General features: G+C 67.1%; 11 protein-coding genes. 5 read left to right on the forward strand and 6 right to left on the reverse strand.

All coding sequences use genetic code 11. The features are described 5' to 3' along the window. Positions 1-25 precede the first annotated feature (25 nt). Both LO787_RS19990 and LO787_RS19995 read right to left on the reverse strand, forming a co-directional pair. Positions 26-670 (reverse strand): flavin reductase family protein, encoded by a 645-nt coding sequence (locus LO787_RS19990; RefSeq protein WP_232492738.1) that lies wholly within the window; start codon positions 668-670, stop codon positions 26-28. Further along, positions 667-1461, reverse strand: coding sequence for a GntR family transcriptional regulator (locus LO787_RS19995; protein WP_232492739.1), 795 nt, complete (start codon positions 1459-1461; stop codon positions 667-669). Before LO787_RS19995 ends, LO787_RS19990 begins: the two co-directional genes overlap by 4 nt. 222 nt (positions 1462-1683) lie before the next feature. Here LO787_RS19995 and LO787_RS20000 point away from each other — a divergent pair, with 222 nt between their 5' ends. From LO787_RS20000 to LO787_RS20010, 3 genes are read left to right on the forward strand one after another with little or no spacing between them, the layout of a single operon-like run. Next, positions 1684-2868, forward strand: coding sequence for an ABC transporter substrate-binding protein (locus LO787_RS20000; protein WP_232492740.1), 1185 nt, complete (start codon positions 1684-1686; stop codon positions 2866-2868). A gap of 3 nt (positions 2869-2871) precedes the next feature. Then, positions 2872-3747: a branched-chain amino acid ABC transporter permease gene (locus LO787_RS20005; protein WP_232492741.1), complete on the forward strand. Its 876-nt coding sequence runs from the start codon at positions 2872-2874 to the stop codon at positions 3745-3747. Next, positions 3744-6215 (forward strand): branched-chain amino acid ABC transporter ATP-binding protein/permease, encoded by a 2472-nt coding sequence (locus LO787_RS20010; RefSeq protein WP_232492742.1) that lies wholly within the window; start codon positions 3744-3746, stop codon positions 6213-6215. The genes LO787_RS20005 and LO787_RS20010 overlap by 4 nt, the downstream gene beginning before the upstream one ends. A gap of 52 nt (positions 6216-6267) precedes the next feature. Here LO787_RS20010 and LO787_RS20015 read toward each other — a convergent pair whose 3' ends face one another. Continuing rightward, positions 6268-9144, reverse strand: coding sequence for a DUF2339 domain-containing protein (locus LO787_RS20015; RefSeq protein WP_232492743.1), 2877 nt, complete (start codon positions 9142-9144; stop codon positions 6268-6270). Between the two features lie 124 nt (positions 9145-9268). Between LO787_RS20015 and LO787_RS20020 the strand changes: the two genes are divergently transcribed. Further along, positions 9269-10408, forward strand: coding sequence for a sterol desaturase family protein (locus LO787_RS20020; protein ID WP_232492744.1), 1140 nt, complete (start codon positions 9269-9271; stop codon positions 10406-10408). A gap of 2 nt (positions 10409-10410) precedes the next feature. Next, positions 10411-11019 (forward strand): TetR/AcrR family transcriptional regulator, encoded by a 609-nt coding sequence (locus tag LO787_RS20025; RefSeq protein ID WP_232492745.1) that lies wholly within the window; start codon positions 10411-10413, stop codon positions 11017-11019. A gap of 48 nt (positions 11020-11067) precedes the next feature. Here the strand turns inward: LO787_RS20025 and LO787_RS20030 are convergent, their stop codons facing one another. The 3 genes from LO787_RS20030 to LO787_RS20040 are packed head-to-tail and all read right to left on the reverse strand — an operon-like array spanning position 11068 to position 16249. Next, entirely contained in the window at positions 11068-12459 is a 1392-nt protein-coding gene (locus tag LO787_RS20030; protein ID WP_232492746.1) for an HlyD family type I secretion periplasmic adaptor subunit, read from the reverse strand. Further along, complete coding sequence (locus LO787_RS20035; protein ID WP_338045389.1) at positions 12456-14654, reverse strand: type I secretion system permease/ATPase; 2199 nt, start codon at positions 14652-14654, stop codon at positions 12456-12458. The genes LO787_RS20030 and LO787_RS20035 overlap by 4 nt, the downstream gene beginning before the upstream one ends. Next, positions 14651-16249, reverse strand: coding sequence for a TolC family outer membrane protein (locus LO787_RS20040; protein ID WP_232492747.1), 1599 nt, complete (start codon positions 16247-16249; stop codon positions 14651-14653). Before LO787_RS20040 ends, LO787_RS20035 begins: the two co-directional genes overlap by 4 nt. Between the last annotated feature and the right edge of the window lie 4 nt (positions 16250-16253).

Consider the following 16253-nt stretch of genomic DNA (forward strand, 5'->3'; position numbering starts at 1 on the left):
CTCCAGCGCCGCAGAAAGACCAGCCTCAGATCCGGTCGATGGCTGTTTCCCGCGCTTCTCCCTGCAAGGCGAAGCGGTCGCGCGTGCGGGTGTAGAAGCTGGCGCCGAAGCGGCCGACGGGGAAATAGTCCTGCAGGTTGACCCGCCACAGGTCGGTGTCGACCAGCCCCTCGCGGGCATGGAGGTGCAGGATCCTGCCGAGGAAGATGTACCGGCTCTCCGTCTCGATCGTCTCCCACAACCGGCATTCGAAGGCGATCGGCGCCTCGGCGATGCGCGGCGGGGCGACGCCGGTGGAAGGGATCGCGGTGAAGCCGACGAGGTCCAGCTCGCTCTGGTCCGGCGGCAGCGTGGTGCCGCAGTCGTGCATCTGCGCGGCGATCGCCTCGTCCGCCATGTGGACCACGAATTCCCGTGATTCCAGCACGTTGGCGGCAGTGTCCTTGAGCGCGCCGTCCTGCAGCCGGTTGATCGATATCATCACCAGCGGCGGATCCTCGCCCAGCATGGCGAACATGCTGAACGGCGCGGCGTTGACCACGCCCTGCGCATTGACCGTGGTGACGAGCGCGATGGGGCGCGGCACGATCAGGCTCGCCATCAGCTTGTAGCGCTGATAGGCGCCGATCGCGTCGAAATCGACGTGAGTCTGCGGGTTTTCGAGCATCATCCCCGATCACTCGCAGGAAGGTTCAGCATCTGGGCCAGCGTCTGTGTGGACGCGCCGCGATCGAGGCTGATATTGTCCTCCAGCGCGCGCAGGTGGCGGCCCATCTCGGCCCGCGCGGAGGCGACGTCGCCCTTCTCCATGTAGTCGACGATGCGGCCGTGCTCGGCATGCTCGCACGCGGCGTTGCCGCTGGGCTGGTAGAGCGCGACGATCAGCGAGCAGCGCGTCATCAGTTCGGTCAGGTACGCGGTCAGGATCGGGTTGCCCGCGACCGCGGCGATGCGCAGGTGGAACTCGCGCGCGCAGGCGGCCCAGGCGGGCTGGTAGGGGTTGTGCGTGACCTCGTGCTCGTGCGCCAGCAGGCGGCGCAGATCGGCCAGGTCCTGCGGGGTATGGCGGCGCGCGGCGATCTCGACGATGGACACTTCCAGCGCGCGGCGCGCCTCGAAGATCTGGCGGGTTTCCTCGGGCGTGGGGGCGGCGATGACGGCGCCCTTGTTGGGGCGAAGCTCGACGATGCGGTCATGCTCCAGCCGCTGCAGCACCTTGCGGATCACCGCGCGCGAGACGTCGAACAGCTCGCACAGCGCGGGTTCGGGCAGCTTCGTGCCGGGGGTCAGCCGCTGGTTGAGCACGCTGTCGAACACGGTCTGGTAGATGTGCTGCTCGATATCCACCCCACTCGCCGCCGAAGCCGCGCCCAGATCCGGCGCAGCCTCCGCCTTGCGCACCCGGCGGCGTGAAGAAGTGGCATTGGCGCCTTCGCTCGACATGTCGACACTCTGCTTCATGATCCAACACACCCTTTCCAACGCCAAAGCGCCACCACACCCAGAACCCCCAAAACACTCCACTCTCCCCACGGCGGATGCGTCAAAACTCCCTTTCTTCCAAAATGAGGCGATTTGCAAGGATAATCATCAACGATCTAAAACATAAATCGTTGACGATTTTTATATTGAATTGTTTCGATGTCGTGATAGCCAGACTGGGAATCTGGATGAAGGCGAACCATGGCGATTCTCGTTCCAAGACGCACCATACTCGCCGGAATAGTCGGCGGCGGCGCGATGGCCCTGACTGGATGCGGCGGACGAAGTGATCGCATCGGCATCGGGCTTATCACCGCGCTGACCGCACAGTCCGCCAAGTCGGGGGAGGCGATCTCACGCGGGATTTCGATTGCGATCGACGAGATCAACGCCGCGGGCGGTTTGCTGGGTCGCAAACTGGAACTGCTTCGCCGCGACGACGAGAGCAACCCCGGAAAGGGCGTGATCGCCGCGCGTGAACTGCTGTACAAGGAGCGCGTGGCGGTCTTGTTCGGCGGCCTCGACACGCCGGTAGCCCGTGCCATCGTTCCGATCGCCACCGCAGCGCGCACGCCGTTCGTGGTGCCATGGGCAGCAGGCACGGTCATCACCCACAACGGCACCGATCCCAACTTCGTCTTCCGCGTTTCCGCCGTGGACGAACTGGTAGACAAGGCGATGGTCGGCTTCGCACAGCGCACTTATGCCGCTCGCCGCCCGGGTCTGATCCTACTGAACAACCCTTGGGGCCAATCCAACGAGAAGGGCCTAAAAGCGGCGCTTGCAGCCGCCGGACTACCACTCGCGGGTTCCGAGAAGTTCGAGCACTCGGATGTCGATGTCACTCCGCAACTCGGTCGCCTGCGTGCGCAGGGAACTGACTGCCTGATGATGGTCGCCACCGTCGGTCCGTCGGCTCAGGTGGTCAAGTCGCTCGACCAGATGGGCTGGGACGTGCCGATCGTCTCACACTGGGGTCCGGCAGGCGGGCGCTTCTCGGAATTGGCGGGGCCGCACGCGGAAAGGGTGAAATTCGTGCAGACATACAGTTTCCTCGGAGCGGACACCCCGGTGAAAGCCCGCGTGCTGGCCGCGCTGCAGGCCAGGTATCCTGACATCAAGGGGCCGCAGGACGTGACCCCGGCGGTCGGCGTCGCCAACTCCTACGACGCCATGCACCTCGCGGCGCTGGCAATTCGTAAGGCGGGATCGCTTGACGGTGACGCGGTACGAAAAGGCTTTACCCGGATCGACCGCCACGAAGGCCTCATCAAGACCTACGAACATCCCTTTGCACACAGTCAGGATGCGCTGGACGAACGGGACTATATCTGGGCCGAATTCGATCACGGCCGCATCGTTCCTCTCTCCGCGAAGGCGGCCTGAGCCATGGATATACTCCCCGCCTTGCTGACAGGCATCGCGCTCGGATCGATCTACGGGCTGATCGCCCTCGGGTTCCACATCACGGCGTCGGTGTGCGGCGCGGTCAATTTCGCGCAGGGCAGCAGCGCCATGCTGGGCGCGGTGCTGCTCTGGATGCTCGCGCAGGCCGGATGGCCGGTCCCCATCGCCGTGGGCGGCGCAGTGCTTACCTGCGGAGCCTACGGCCTGATCGTGGAGCACGCCGCGATACGGCCCTTCCTTGCCCGCAAGTCGGATGCATGGCTGATGGCGACGGTTGCGCTCGGTCTTGTCTGCGACAATGGCATGATGCTCATATTCGGCGCGGAACCACGCTCGCTGGCCTCTCCGCTGACGCTGTCTTCCATCCGGCTGGGCGGTATGGACCTCGGCATCTATCCGCTGCACCTGCTCATCCCGATCGTCATGCTGGCCCTCGCAACCGGTATCGACCTGTTCCGTCTTCGGACGCTGCATGGCGTCGCCATGCTGGGCGTCGCACAGAACCGAGACGCCGCCGCCATCATGGGCATTCCCGTTGGCCGCGTGATTGCCGCAGCCTTTGCACTGTCTTCCGCACTCGCCGGGATCGCGGGCATGCTCGTGGCTCCGCTCTCCCATGTCGAGACCGGCATGGGCGTGGTGCTCGGGCTCAAGGCCTTCGCGGTCGCCATTCTCGGCGGATTGGGTAGCGCGTGGGGCATCGTCTTTGCCGCGCTGCTGTTCGGACTGGTGGAGGCCCTCGTCACGCTCGGCATCGGCTCGGGCTTCACGCAGATCGTGACCTTCATGCTGGTCATCGTCGTCCTTGCCGTGCGCCCCGACGGGTTGCTCGGCCGAGCACAGGTGCGCAAGGTATGATCGCCCTCCCCTTTCATCGCTCCCTCTCGCTGGCGCTTTGGAGCCTGTGCCTGCTGGGAAGCATCGCCGGCGCCCTGCTGCTCAATGGCTACTACGCCTTCGTCATCGGCCAGATCGCGTTGCTGGCGATCGCGGGGATCGGCCTGAACGTGCTGATCGGCCTCAGCGGGCAGTTCAGCTTCGGCCATGCCGCCTTCTACGCCATCGGTGCTTATGCGGTGGCGATCTGCACATCACACGGCTGGCTGCCGTTCTGGCTTGCCTGGCCGCTGGGCATCGCCATCGCTGTCGGCGTGGGAGCGGTTCTGGCGCTACCGGCACTGCGCGTGAAAGGCCCCTATCTCGCGATGGTGACGATCGCCTTCGGCCTCGTCGTGGAGCAGACACTGGTGGAGGCCGAAAGCCTGACCGGCGGCCAGAGCGGCATCCTGCAGATCCCGCCGCTCTCGGTCGCCGGGATCGCAATGGGCGACCGTGCCATGGCGATCATCGCCATTCTGGTCGCGGCAATCGTGACGGCCGCCTATCATGTCCTTGCCGGCAACGCCTGGGGGCAGGCAATGCGCGCTGTCCGCGACTCCGAGAATGCGGGCGCCTCCATCGGCATAGCCCCTACGCGCACGCGCATCGTCGCGTTCATGGTTTCGGCAGGGTGTTGCGCACTGGCGGGAGGATTGTCCGCACCGCTGAACAGCTTCGTCACACCGCAGTCCTTTGGACTGAACTTTTCCATCCTGCTGGTGCTGACGGTCGTGATCGGCGGCACGGGGTCGCGGCCGGGCCCCGTGGCGGGCGCCATCGTTATCGGCCTTCTGCCGGAAGTGCTCTCCTCCTTCGAAGCCTATCGCGTTCTTGCCTACGCCCTGCTGGTGTTGTTCGTGCTGTGGCTGGCGCCGACTGGCATCGCCGGGCTGCTGCGCATCGATCCGAAGGACGATGCCGCGCCGGTCGATGCACGCTCACTTGCAGCACTGCTGCCCTCGCGTCCGCGCGCGACACTTTCGGGGCGCGCGCTCGGCATAGCTTTCGGCGGCGTGCGCGCCATCGACGATCTCGACATCAGCATTCCGGCGTCCTCCATCACCGCGCTGATCGGCCCGAACGGCGCGGGGAAATCAACCGTCATCAACATCCTGAGTGGCTTCTACCGTTCCGACAGCGGCGAACGCCTGTTGGGCGAACACCCGCTTTCGCCCGGGAGACCATGGCTTTCCGCGCAGGCGGGCATTGCCCGAACGTACCAGACCTCCGCGCTGTTCGACAGCATGACGGTGGAGGACAATGTCCTGCTCGCAATGCGCAAGGGGCGGTTGGGCAATATCTTCGGGCGTGCCCTGCACGGTTCGTTGCCCGACCGGGAGCATGCTCGCGCCCTGCTCCTCGCCTGCGGCTTCACCGGTGCGCCATCCACCCCGGCCGGAGCGCTGGCGCACGTCGATCGCCGCCTTGTCGAGATCGCGCGGGCACTGGCGACCGACCCCGACGTGATCCTGCTCGACGAGCCCGCAGCGGGACTGTCTCAGGGCGAGAAGCGCATTCTGGGCGACCTCCTGCGCCAGATCGCCGAGGCCGGGATCGGCGTCGGGCTGGTCGAGCATGACATGGGCCTCGTGATGGGCGTGTCGGATCGAATCGCCGTGTTGCGCACCGGCGCTCTCATCGCGCAGGGCACTCCTGCCGATATCAAGGCCGATCCCGTCGTCCGCGAGGCCTATCTGGGCAACAAGCCGCTCGGCGGGCTCGCGCCGACCATCGCAAAGTTCGGGGAGCCATGTCTTGGCGCCTATGCCCTCCATGCCGGGTACGGCGCGGTCGATGTGCTGCACGGCATCGACGTTGAAGTGCGGCCCGGCGAAGCCGTCGCCCTGCTCGGCGCGAACGGAGCGGGCAAGTCCACGTTGATGCGGGTGCTTTCCGGCCTCATGCCGGCCCGCTCGGGACATCTGCGCATGGAGGGCACGCAGATCGACGGAGAGGACGTGCCGTCCCGCGTGCGGCAAGGGCTGGTGCTGGTTCCGGAGGGGCGACAGGTCTTTCCCGAACTGTCGGTACGCGACAACCTGCGCCTCGGCGGCTACACCTGCGCCGCCGGCAGCGCGGAGCGCATGGCACAGGTTCTGGCGGGCTTTCCGCGTCTCGCGACCATGCTGGATCGGCGCGCCGGCCTGCTTTCGGGCGGCGAGCAGCAGATGCTGGCAGTCGGCCGCGCGCTCATGGCAAAGCCACGCATCCTGCTGCTGGACGAGCCTTCGCTGGGCCTTTCTCCGCAGGCGACATCAGACCTGTTCGACCAGTTGAAGGCGGTTCGGGACGAAGGCATAGCGATGCTGATCGTCGATCAGATGGCCGACCTCGCCCTCAACCTGTCCAGCCGCGCCTACGTTCTCAGCCGGGGCCGCATCGCGGCCAGGGGATCATCAGCCGAAATCGCGGACGGCGGCAACCTCGAAGCATCCTATCTGGGGTAGAGGCATTCACGGCGTTTGCGTAGCCCCAACGCTCCGATACGTTGGCTGCCCTCTAGTGCCGATAGCGGTTGAAGAGCCATCCGATCCCGATCAGGCTGAAGCCAAGTGCAAGGAACGAGCATATCCGCAGAAGGCCCTCCAGTCCCGAAGCATCGAACAAGAACACCTTGCCCACCGCACCCAGCATCAGGACAAGCGAGGCGAGGCGCCAGTCGCGCAGGCCCTTGCGGATGCCCCAGAGCAGGAAGCCGACAGCAAGCAGGATGGCGAGCACCGATCGCCCGATGTTCTCCAGTTCCGTCACCTCTCCGAAGACCAGCACCGAGCCGGCGAACAGCTGGCGCAGTGTCGCGAAGGCGAAGAGAAGGATCAGCGCCATGCAGAGCCCGTCGCCGACCCTCCGCAGGTAGCTGGGTAGTTCGGGCACGACACGTTCGATGATCGAGACCCCAACGAACGCGATGCCGAATGCGGGCAGCAGCAAGTTGAACAAGGGCCATGCGCCGACTGCCTGTTCGGCCCACAAGGGATCATGCAGCACGACGGTATAGACGAGGCTATGCGCGATGCCCGCCAGGACAAGCCCGGTCGCCATGCGCTGCGCCGTCAGATAGCGCCATATCAGGGTTCCCGCCGCCACGAGCAAGGCTTCCCAAAGGCATCGTTCTGCAAGTCCGAGGCGGACGAAAGCGGCGTAGTCACCGATGGCGAAAAGCTGCTTGTACAGGACATGCGCGCCGGCGAGCGCGAGCCCGCCAGTCAATGCCGCACCCCCGATGCGCGCGGCATCGGGCAGGCGCACAGGCATACGCCACAACGCGAAAGCTCCTGCGATTGCAGGCAAGACCAGCCTTCCCATCGCCATTCCGACCGACGGCAGTTCTCCGACGAACACCGGATGACCACCCAGCGAGACCATTCCGACCAGAAGCCAATGGCCGATCGGCTGAAGCGCCCACAGCGCCAGCAGGCCGACCACCGTCGCCCATGTCGGCTCCAACCCGAGAACCTGCCGACGGCGTCCGGCCTCGACCAGAGCGATCAAGGCGACGCTCGTCACAACCGCAAGCCACGGGGCCGGGACGATCTGCGCGACCAGCCCATAGCCGAGCAGGACCGCCATCGGCTGAAGTGCAAACCGCAGTATCGTGCCGGAATTGCGCCAGGCAAAGGCCGCCGCCACCGCACAGAGCACGCTCCACCGCAGCACCGCCCGCGCAGGGTTCGGAACTGCTGCGACGTCGAAAAGACGCACCAGTTCCCCAGTGGTCTCGATCGTCACCACCAGCGCGATGACAGCCGTGACAAGGAAACCGAGAGCACCCTTCGCCACACGCTGATCCTGCGCCGTGACCGAAAGCCCAAGCAGCGTCGCCGCCACTGCGCCGATGACTATCGGCGCGCACCATTCGGGCAGGCCGACCAGCCCCGCCAGCACCACCAGCACTCCGGCGCAGCACGACAGTAGCGCAAACCGGGCATCCTCGCGACGCTCGCCACTACGCCAACCCAGGCCAGCGCCAAGTGCCGGCAAGGCCGAGAACGCCAGCGCCAGAAGCGCGAACCGCAGATCCTGGCCCGGATGGCCTTCGTAGAACTGCCCGAAGCAGACGACATAGCCACCGAGCGCGATGGCGCCGAGCAGTCCGACTTCAATGAGGCCGCCATCTTCACGCCATACCCGCCACAGCGCATAGCCGCCGTAGATCGCCGTTATCCCGGCCAGGACAGCCGCAAACAGCCCTGCACCCGGCGTGGGCCAGACTGCAACGAGCCCCAGAGCCGTCAGCAACGGCACGGCGACTGTCCGCCGCAGGACCGGCGTGCGGCCAGCCAGCCACACGAACGCCAGCGAAAGCAGGCCGTAAAGGCCCCATGTCAGCGGCGTGAACTCTCCCCGCGCGACGATCAGCGCCAGTTGCAGCGCGCCGACCACACCGGTCACCCCGCGCAGTATCGGCGCGGTGCGGCCCTCCACCGCAAGAACGGGCAGGCCGAGCCCGAGCAGCAACACCAGCAGGCCCATCGCCAGCGTCGATCCGCTGTCGAGATCGCCCATGGCGATGGTCAGCAGGGTCCAGCCCGCGCCGCCCGTCAGCGCACCGATGCCCAGCCAGACCCAGCGCTGCCGCCGCGAAAGCAGGGTGATCGCGCCGATTACGACGGCAAGGTATCCCGCCAGCAAGGGCACGCTGGGGCTCTGCGATTGCACGACGGCCGGAGTTGCCAGCCCACCGACGAGGCCGAGTACGGCGCAAGGCGCTCCGAACCGCAGGGCAAGGCCGAGGGCAAGCGCGGTGATCGCGGTCAGGCCGACGAAGGCCGTGCCCGAACCGACCAGATCGTAGAGATTGGCAGCGGCCAGAACGGCGGCATAGAGGCCGCCCACACCGGCACCTACAAGGGCCTGAGCGACACGGACATCGCGCACAACGTCCTCACGCCGACGCGCAAGTTCACCAAGGCCGATCAGGCCGCTGCCGAAGACCAGCCCCATCACCACGCGCACCACAGGCGACAGCAAGCCGGTGTCGATGGAATATTTCACCATCAACACCGCCGCCACGATCAGCGTGATGCCGCCCGCCCAGATCGGCAGCTTGCGCCCGAACAGATCCTCGAAACCGAAGCCCGGCGACGCAGGCTTGTCCGCCACGTCGGAGACGGATTCAGGTTCGGGTCCGACCTCTTCGGCCATCGGCATCGGTTCGGGCGCGACCGGCACGAACTCGGCCACCGGGTCGAGCTGAAGATCCGGGACCGGAGCCGTTTCGACTTCGAAGTGCTCCTGCCGTGCCGCCTCCTCCAGCCCGGCATATGCTGGCGCCGGGGGCTCGACCAGCAAGCCCTCCACGCGGATCAGACGTCGCCTCGTGTCGTAGAGCAGCACGCTCAGGATGACGGTCGCAAGCAGCAGGATCCCGGTCATGAATCGCCTTTCGATCTCATTCGCACCGCGAGTCTATCTTTAAATCGAACGCTGTACAATAAATAATTAGACAGCGTTCGATTGTCGCGGTACAAAGCCTCATCGACACTGGAGAAAACCGACCATGACCGGGTTTCTGAAAAAGCTTGTCCGTGACCTTGAGGCTCCGATCGAAGCGCGCGGCTTCGGCACCGGCTGGTTCGCGGGATTCTTCGCGCTGCTATTGGCCGCCGCCGGACTATGCTTCGTCATCGCGCTGCGCTGGCCGGACTGGTTCGCCACGCCCGAGCTGGCGGTCGTGCTCAAGTCGTCGGGCTTTCGCATCGTCGTCCATGCCACGCTGCTGGCATCCTATGCGCTGGCCCTGCTGAGCCTGCTGCTGCGCCCGCGCAAGGTGCTGGGGATGACTGCGCTCATGGTGGCGCTAGCGGGGACGATCCTCGGCGGCGCGTCGGTGCAGCCGCGCGAGATGCACGACTGGGGCGTGTTCTTTGGCGTCGATTTCTTCGCGGTGAACCTCGTCGCCACCGGCCTCATGTTCGCCCCGCTGGAGCGCATCGTCCCCCACCGTAACAAGCAGCGCCTGTTCCGACCCGAGTGGCGCGAAGACCTGTTCTACTTCCTCATCAGCTCGATGCTGGTGCAGCTCATCACCTTCCTCGCCCTCGCGCCGTCGAGCTACCTCAACGCGCACGGCACCGCCCTGTCCGGCATTCGCGGAGCGGTGGCAGCCCTGCCCTGGGCCGTGCAGTTCATCATGGCGATGTTCCTGACCGACCTGACCCAGTACTGGTTCCACCGCGTATTCCACCGCATCCCGTTCCTGTGGGGCTTCCATGCGGTGCATCACTCGGCGCGGTCGATGGACTGGCTGGCCGGAGGACGGATGCACTTCGCCGAGATCGTGCTGCTGCGCGGCGTGACCTCGCTGCCGCTGCTGACGCTGGGCTTCCTGCCTTCGGTCATGCAGGCCTACATCGGCATGGTCTACGTCTATTCCTCGCTCGTCCACGCCAACATCCGGGGCGACTTCGACCGCCTCGGCCGCTTCATCGTGGTGCCGCGCTTCCACCACTGGCACCACGCGCTGGAGGCCGAGGGGATCGACAAGAACTTCGCGATCCACTTCCCCTGGCTCGATCGCCTGTTCGGCACCCACTATTTCCCCAAGGGCCGGTGGCCGCAGGGCTACGGCGTGCCGGAGGCGGTGCCGAGCGGCTACCTTGCGCAGATGCGCTATCCCTTCGTGCGGAAGGCTGGCTGACGATGGGAAGGAGATCGGATCACGGCCGCGAGGAACTGGAAGCGCTGATCCTCGACGCGGGGCGGGAGGTCATGGCCGAGAGCGGCTATGCCCGCTTCTCGGCGCGCGAAGTGGCCAAGCGCATCGGCTATTCGGTGGGCACGGTGATGCACGTCTTCGGCAACGTCGACGGGCTGGTCATGGAGATCAACGCGCGGACCTTCCGGCACTGGAGCGAGTGGCTGGAAGACCGCCTCGAAGGCACCGAGGGACGCGGGCGTATCCTCGTCCTCGTGCGCGGCTACTTCGACTTCGCGCAGACCCACCGCAACCTGTGGTCGGCGATCTACGAGCACCGCGTCCCGGAAGGCATGGACATGCCCGAGACGCTGGCAGCGCAGCGCGTCCGCCTCACCGGCGTCATCGCCCGCGAGGTCGCGGCCGTCCTGCCCGCTAGCGCAGCCGGGGACGCGGCGGAACTGACGAGTTCGCTGATCGCCACCGTCCACGGCCACTGCGCCTTCATGCTCGGCGGCACCTTCGCCCTGCTGGGCGTCGAGAACCCTTCGGAACTGGCAGCGGCACGCGTGATGGAGACTCTGCAGGCGAAAGGCGCACTGGTCGCCGCCTGAAGCGCCGAGAGCCGCTGATCAAGAGGCAGCGGCTCTCGGGCATGGGCATCACCGCTCGCGCGCGGCCTCCTTGCGGATTTCCTCCACCGGCCGCACGAGGTACGAGATGATCGAGCGGGTGCCGATGCCGATGTCATTGGTCGTCGCGAGGCCCGATGTCAGCGCCACCTTCCCGTTCTCGGTCATGATGCTGCGGCGTTCGAGCGCGATGCGGGCGAGGAAGTAGGGGCCGACGTCCTTGTCCGGGATCGCATCGCCGCTGATCGAGACGATGTGGCCGGGAATGGTGCCGTACTGCGTGAAGGGAAACGCCTGCAGCTTCACGGCGACGCTCTGCCCTACGCGCACGAAGCCGGCGTCGCGGTTCAGCACCTTGGCCTCCACCGTCACCGCGCCGTCAGGCACTACCACCATGAGTGGCTTGGCCGGTTCGACGACGCCGCCGACGGTGTGGATTGCAAGCTGCTGGACCGTGCCGTCCACCGGCGCGACGAGCCGCTGCATCCGCGCCTTCTCATGCGCCTTGCGCAGTTCCTCGGCGCGCAGGCCGACGTCGGTCTGCGCCTTGGCGAGTTCGGCGAGTGCGTGCAGGCGCGCTTCCTCGCGGCTCTGGGCGGCCTGCTGGCCGAACTTGCGCGCGTCTGACAACGCGCGGCTCTGCTGCGCGCGGGCGACGTCGCGCTCGCCGAGTTCGGCGTGGCGCTGGCGCTCCAGTTCCATCAGCCGCAGCCCCGGCGCGTAGCCCTTGGCCGCAAGGCCGTTCATCGCGTCGATCTCCTTGTTGAGCACCGGCATCGTCGCGCCGTACTTGCGCACCTGCCGGTCAGCGGAGAGCGCATCAGCGAGCGAGGACTGGCGCGCGGCGGCGAAGCCCGCGATCGCGGCCTGCGTCTGGGCAAGCTGCGCCGCGATCAGGCGGCGCTGTGTCTCGGCGACTTCGGGCGGGGTGCCCTCAGGCGCATCGAAGCGCAGCGGCTGGCCGGACAGGGCATCGGCTATGGCCTTGTCCCGCGCGGCCTCGATCCGCGCGGCGAGCAGCGCCTGTATGGCCTGGCTCTCTTCCGCGCCGGTCACGGTCGGGTCGAGGTCGATCAGGGGCTGGCCCCGCCGCACGCGCGCGCCTTCGTGGACGTGGATGCGCCGCACGACGCCGCCTTCCGACGACTGCACCAGCTTGATGCTGTCGGTCGGCACGATGCTCCCCTCGGCGGTGGCGACGATATCGACGCGGCCCAGCACCGCCCACAGCAGGGTCAGCGCAAGGCCGCTGAGGAGGATCCATGCGGTGATGCGGCCGGTGGGGGACACCGGCTTCTCGATCACTTCGAGCGCGGCGGGCAGGAAATCGGGCTCGGCTGCGGCAAGGCGGCCAGTGGTGCGCGCCTTCTCGGCGGCGACGGCGGCGCGCCAGAGCGCCCAGTATCGGGAAAGCTGGTTCATGCGGCAACTCCGTGCGAGACGCCCATCTGGCGGCGGTGCAGGTCGGCATAGCGGCCGTCCAGCGCCAGCAGTTCGGCATGCGAACCGCGCTCGACCACGCGCCCGCGCTCCATCGCGATGATGCCGTCGCACTGGCGGATCGCGGACAGGCGGTGCGCGATGATGAGCACGGTGCGGCCCTGCGCCATCGCCTTGAGGTTGTTCTGGATGATCTCCTCGCTTTCGGCGTCGAGCGCCGAGGTCGCCTCGTCGAAGATCAGGATGCGCGGATCGGTGACGAGCGCGCGGGCAATGGCGAGGCGCTGGCGCTGGCCGCCCGACAGGTTGGTGCCGCGCTCCTCGATCATGGTGTCGTAGCCTTGCGGCAGGCGGGTGATGAAGTCGTGCGCACCTGCAAGCTCGGCGGCCTCGATCACCTTTTCCAGCGGCAGCGCGGGGTTGGCGAGCGCGATGTTCTCGCGCACGGTGCGGCTGAACAACAGGTTTTCCTGCAACACCACGCCGATCTGGCGGCGCAGCCAGGCCGGATCGATCTGGGCGATGTCCACCCCGTCGATCAGCACCCGGCCCCCGGCGGGCACGTAGAGCCGCTGTAGCAGCTTGGTCAGGGTGGACTTGCCCGAGCCGGACGAGCCGACAATGCCGAGCGAGGTTCCCGCCAGCACGGTCAGGTCGATGTCCTCCAGCGTCCACGGCCCGTCGAGGCCGTAGCGGAACTTGACGCCTTCGAAGCGCACTTCGCCGCGCACGCCGGGCAGCGACTGGCGGCTGCCCGCGCCGGGCTCGGTGGGCTGGTTGAGCACGTCGCCAAGGCGGGCGATGGAGAGGCGGACCTGCTGGAAGTCCTGCCACAGCTGCGCCATGCGGATAACCGGTCCGGACACGCGCTGGGCGAACATGTTGAAGGCAATCAGCCCGCCGACGGTCAGTTCGTGCGCGATCACCGCCTTGGCGCCGAAGAAGAGGATCGCGGCCATGTTCAGCTTGGAGATCAGCTGGATCAGCTGGCTACCCGTATTGCCGAGGTCGATCACCCGCTGGCTGGCGAAGGAATAGCCCGCCAGCTGGCGCTCCCAGCGGTCCTGCCACTGCGGCTCGACGGCGGCGGCCTTCACCGTCTGGATGCCGCCGATGCTCTCGATCAGCAGCGCGTTGTTGGCCGCGCCGCGTTCGAACTTGTCGTTGAGACGCGCACGCAGCGGGCCGGTCACGAGCATGGCGACGGCGAAATAGGCGGGGATCGTCAGGATCGAGACGAAGAACAACTGCGGCGAATAGATCCACATCGCGACCAGGAAGACCACCGTGAACACCGGGTCCACCAGCACCGAAAGCGAGGCGTTGGTGAGGAATTCGCGGATCGATTCGAGCTGGCGCACGCGCATCGCGGTGTCGCCCACGCGGCGCGCCTCGAAGTAGCCCATCGGCAGGCGCAGCATGTGCCAGAACAGCTTGGAGCCGAGTTCGACGTCGATCTTCTGGCTGGTCTCCGAATAGAGCCGCGTGCGCAGCCAGCCGAAGGCGGTCTCCCAGATCGACACCGCGACGAAGCCGATCGCCAGCACCGTCAGCGTGGACATCGTGCCGTGGACCAGCACCTTGTCGACGATGTTCTGGAAGAACAGCGGCGAGGCGAGGCCGAGGAGGTTGATGGCCAGCGTGATGAGCAGCACTTCACCGATCAGCCTGCGATATTTGGCGATCTGCGGGATGAACCACGTCAGGTCGAAACCGCGCGCGCTGCCGCCCACGTTTTCGCGCGTGGTGACGAGGACGATCTCGCCCGCCCAGAACGCCTCCAGTTCGGTGCGGCGGATCTTCTCGATGCCGCCGCCGGGTCGCTGGACCAGGGCGTCGTCGCCTGCCACGCGGCCAAGGATGAACCAGCCGTCTTCGCCCTGCGCCAACGCGGGCAGCGGCAGCCGGGCAAGGTCTTTCCACTGCACCTGGCGGCGCCGGGCACGCGCGCCTTCATGGCGGCGAACGAGGCGGATCACGTCGGTCGCGTCGAGCGCGCGATGATGGCCGATGGCATGGCGAAGCTGCGCGGGATCGGCGGCGATGCGGTGCATGGCGAGGAGCGCGGCCAGCATCGTCGGGCCGCTTTCGACGGGATCGACGGTAGTCATTTCAGGAGCAGCAGCGGCCTCGGCTTCAGCTTCGAGGATCGCTTCGGCGGCGGGGGAGAAAGTCATTTCAGGGGCCTGCGGGCGGGAGGATTGGCGGCGGTCGTGCCGGGTGCGGGCGCCAGCGGCACCTGCTTCACGTAATCGGGACGGATCGGGTCGGGGGTCTGGGCCGAGCGGATCGCGGGTTGCTGCGCGGGAGCGGGCGCGGCGATCGGCCTGGCGCGCACCTTCGACGCACCGAGCGTGTCGATGGCGCGGAAGGCGCCGTCCCACGGCATGTCGTCGTCGGTGGCGGCCTTCTTCGCGTGGCGTGCCGGGTCGTAGGTCGGGATGCCGACCGTCAGGTCGTCGATGTCGAGCAGGCCGACGCGGCGCAACAGGGTCGCACGGCTGAGGTACTGGTCGCGCTGCGCGTCCAGCGTCGAAACTTCGGCATCGCGCAGGTTCTGCTGGGCGTAGAGCACGTCGAACGTCGAGCGCAGGCCGACGCGGTATTCGGCCAGCATGCCCTCAAGTTGCGTGGTGGCGACCTGTCGCCGCCGCTCAGTGATATCGGCGGCGCGGTCGGCGGCGGCGACCTGGTTCCATGCGTTGGTGACGGCGCGCACCATGTCGCGACGCGCGCCCTCGATGCGCAGGCGGTCGGCATCGTTGCGTGCCCGCGCCTCGCGGATGCGCGACGCCGTGCGCCCGCCCGAGAGCAGCGGCAGAGACAGGACCACGCTGGCGGCGAAGTCCTTGTTCTGGTCGCGGAAGGCATAGGGATAGGCCGGGCCGCTGACGGCGGCGGAGCCGCGGATCGCCACGGTCGGTCCTCCGGCGGAGCGGGCGGTGCCGATATCCTGCCGCGATGCCTGCTCGGTATAGCGGGCATAGGCGAGTTCGGGGCTGTCCGCCTCGGCCAGCGCGAAGGCGCGGTCGGTGCTGGCAGGGAGCATCGGCAGCGGCGGCGGCTCGGCGAGGTTCTCGGGCATCTCGCCCACCAGGGAGACGAAGTCGGCGCGCACCGATTCCAGTGCCTGCTCGGTCTGGACGAGGCGCTGCTCGGCCTGTTCGATCTGGCCCATGGCCTGCGCCACGTCGGTGCGGGTGAGTTCGCCCGCTTGCTGGCGCGCCTCGATCTCCTGCTCCAGACGGCGCAGTTCCTCGACGCTGCCTGTGCGGAGCGTGCGCTGCACTTCGAGGCGGCGCACGTCGATGTAGGCGGCCACTATGGACAGCATCAGGTCGCCCTCGGTGGCGTTCAGGCGCGATCTTGCCGCCGCTATGGAGGCCTCCGCTGAGCGCCGCGCGAACGTGGCATGGCCGCTGGTATAGACCGGCTGCTGCACGCTCAGCGTCACGGAATCGCGCGATTGCTGGGAATAGGACGGGCTGAAGAAGCTGCGCCCCGCATCGCCCACGAAGCTCCACTGGTATCCGGCGTTGGCCTGGATATCGGCGGACGTGCGCAGTTCGGCATTGGCCTGCGCGATCCGCTCGTCGGCGCTGCGCAAGTCGTAGCGCGATGCCTGCAACGTGGGGTTGGAGCGATACGCCGCCGCCAGAACCGCCGCCAGCGTATGCGGGGGCGGCGGCGCGGCGATGGTCGGACCGGGCACTTCCGCATCGTTTACCGACGGCAGTTCCTGGGCGCGGGCGGAAGGTGGCGGAAGGATCATCGAC

The organism is Novosphingobium kaempferiae (genome assembly GCF_021227995.1).
Taxonomy (GTDB): domain Bacteria; phylum Pseudomonadota; class Alphaproteobacteria; order Sphingomonadales; family Sphingomonadaceae; genus Novosphingobium; species Novosphingobium kaempferiae.

What these genes read in the sequence shown, in the direction of transcription:
- LO787_RS20020 (WP_232492744.1), top strand. Translation starts at nt 9,269, where the DNA reads ATGACCGGGTTTCTGAAAAAGCTTGTCCGTGACCTTGAGGCTCCGATC.
- LO787_RS20010 (WP_232492742.1), top strand. Translation starts at nt 3,744, where the DNA reads ATGATCGCCCTCCCCTTTCATCGCTCCCTCTCGCTGGCGCTTTGGAGC.
- LO787_RS20035 (WP_338045389.1), bottom strand. Translation starts at nt 14,654, where the DNA reads ATGACTTTCTCCCCCGCCGCCGAAGCGATCCTCGAAGCTGAAGCCGAG.
- LO787_RS20030 (WP_232492746.1), bottom strand. Translation starts at nt 12,459, where the DNA reads ATGAACCAGCTTTCCCGATACTGGGCGCTCTGGCGCGCCGCCGTCGCC.
- LO787_RS19995 (WP_232492739.1), bottom strand. Translation starts at nt 1,461, where the DNA reads ATGAAGCAGAGTGTCGACATGTCGAGCGAAGGCGCCAATGCCACTTCT.
- LO787_RS20025 (WP_232492745.1), top strand. Translation starts at nt 10,411, where the DNA reads ATGGGAAGGAGATCGGATCACGGCCGCGAGGAACTGGAAGCGCTGATC.
- LO787_RS20015 (WP_232492743.1), bottom strand. Translation starts at nt 9,144, where the DNA reads ATGACCGGGATCCTGCTGCTTGCGACCGTCATCCTGAGCGTGCTGCTC.
- LO787_RS20005 (WP_232492741.1), top strand. Translation starts at nt 2,872, where the DNA reads ATGGATATACTCCCCGCCTTGCTGACAGGCATCGCGCTCGGATCGATC.
- LO787_RS20000 (WP_232492740.1), top strand. Translation starts at nt 1,684, where the DNA reads ATGGCGATTCTCGTTCCAAGACGCACCATACTCGCCGGAATAGTCGGC.
- LO787_RS20040 (WP_232492747.1), bottom strand. Translation starts at nt 16,249, where the DNA reads ATGATCCTTCCGCCACCTTCCGCCCGCGCCCAGGAACTGCCGTCGGTA.
- LO787_RS19990 (WP_232492738.1), bottom strand. Translation starts at nt 670, where the DNA reads ATGATGCTCGAAAACCCGCAGACTCACGTCGATTTCGACGCGATCGGC.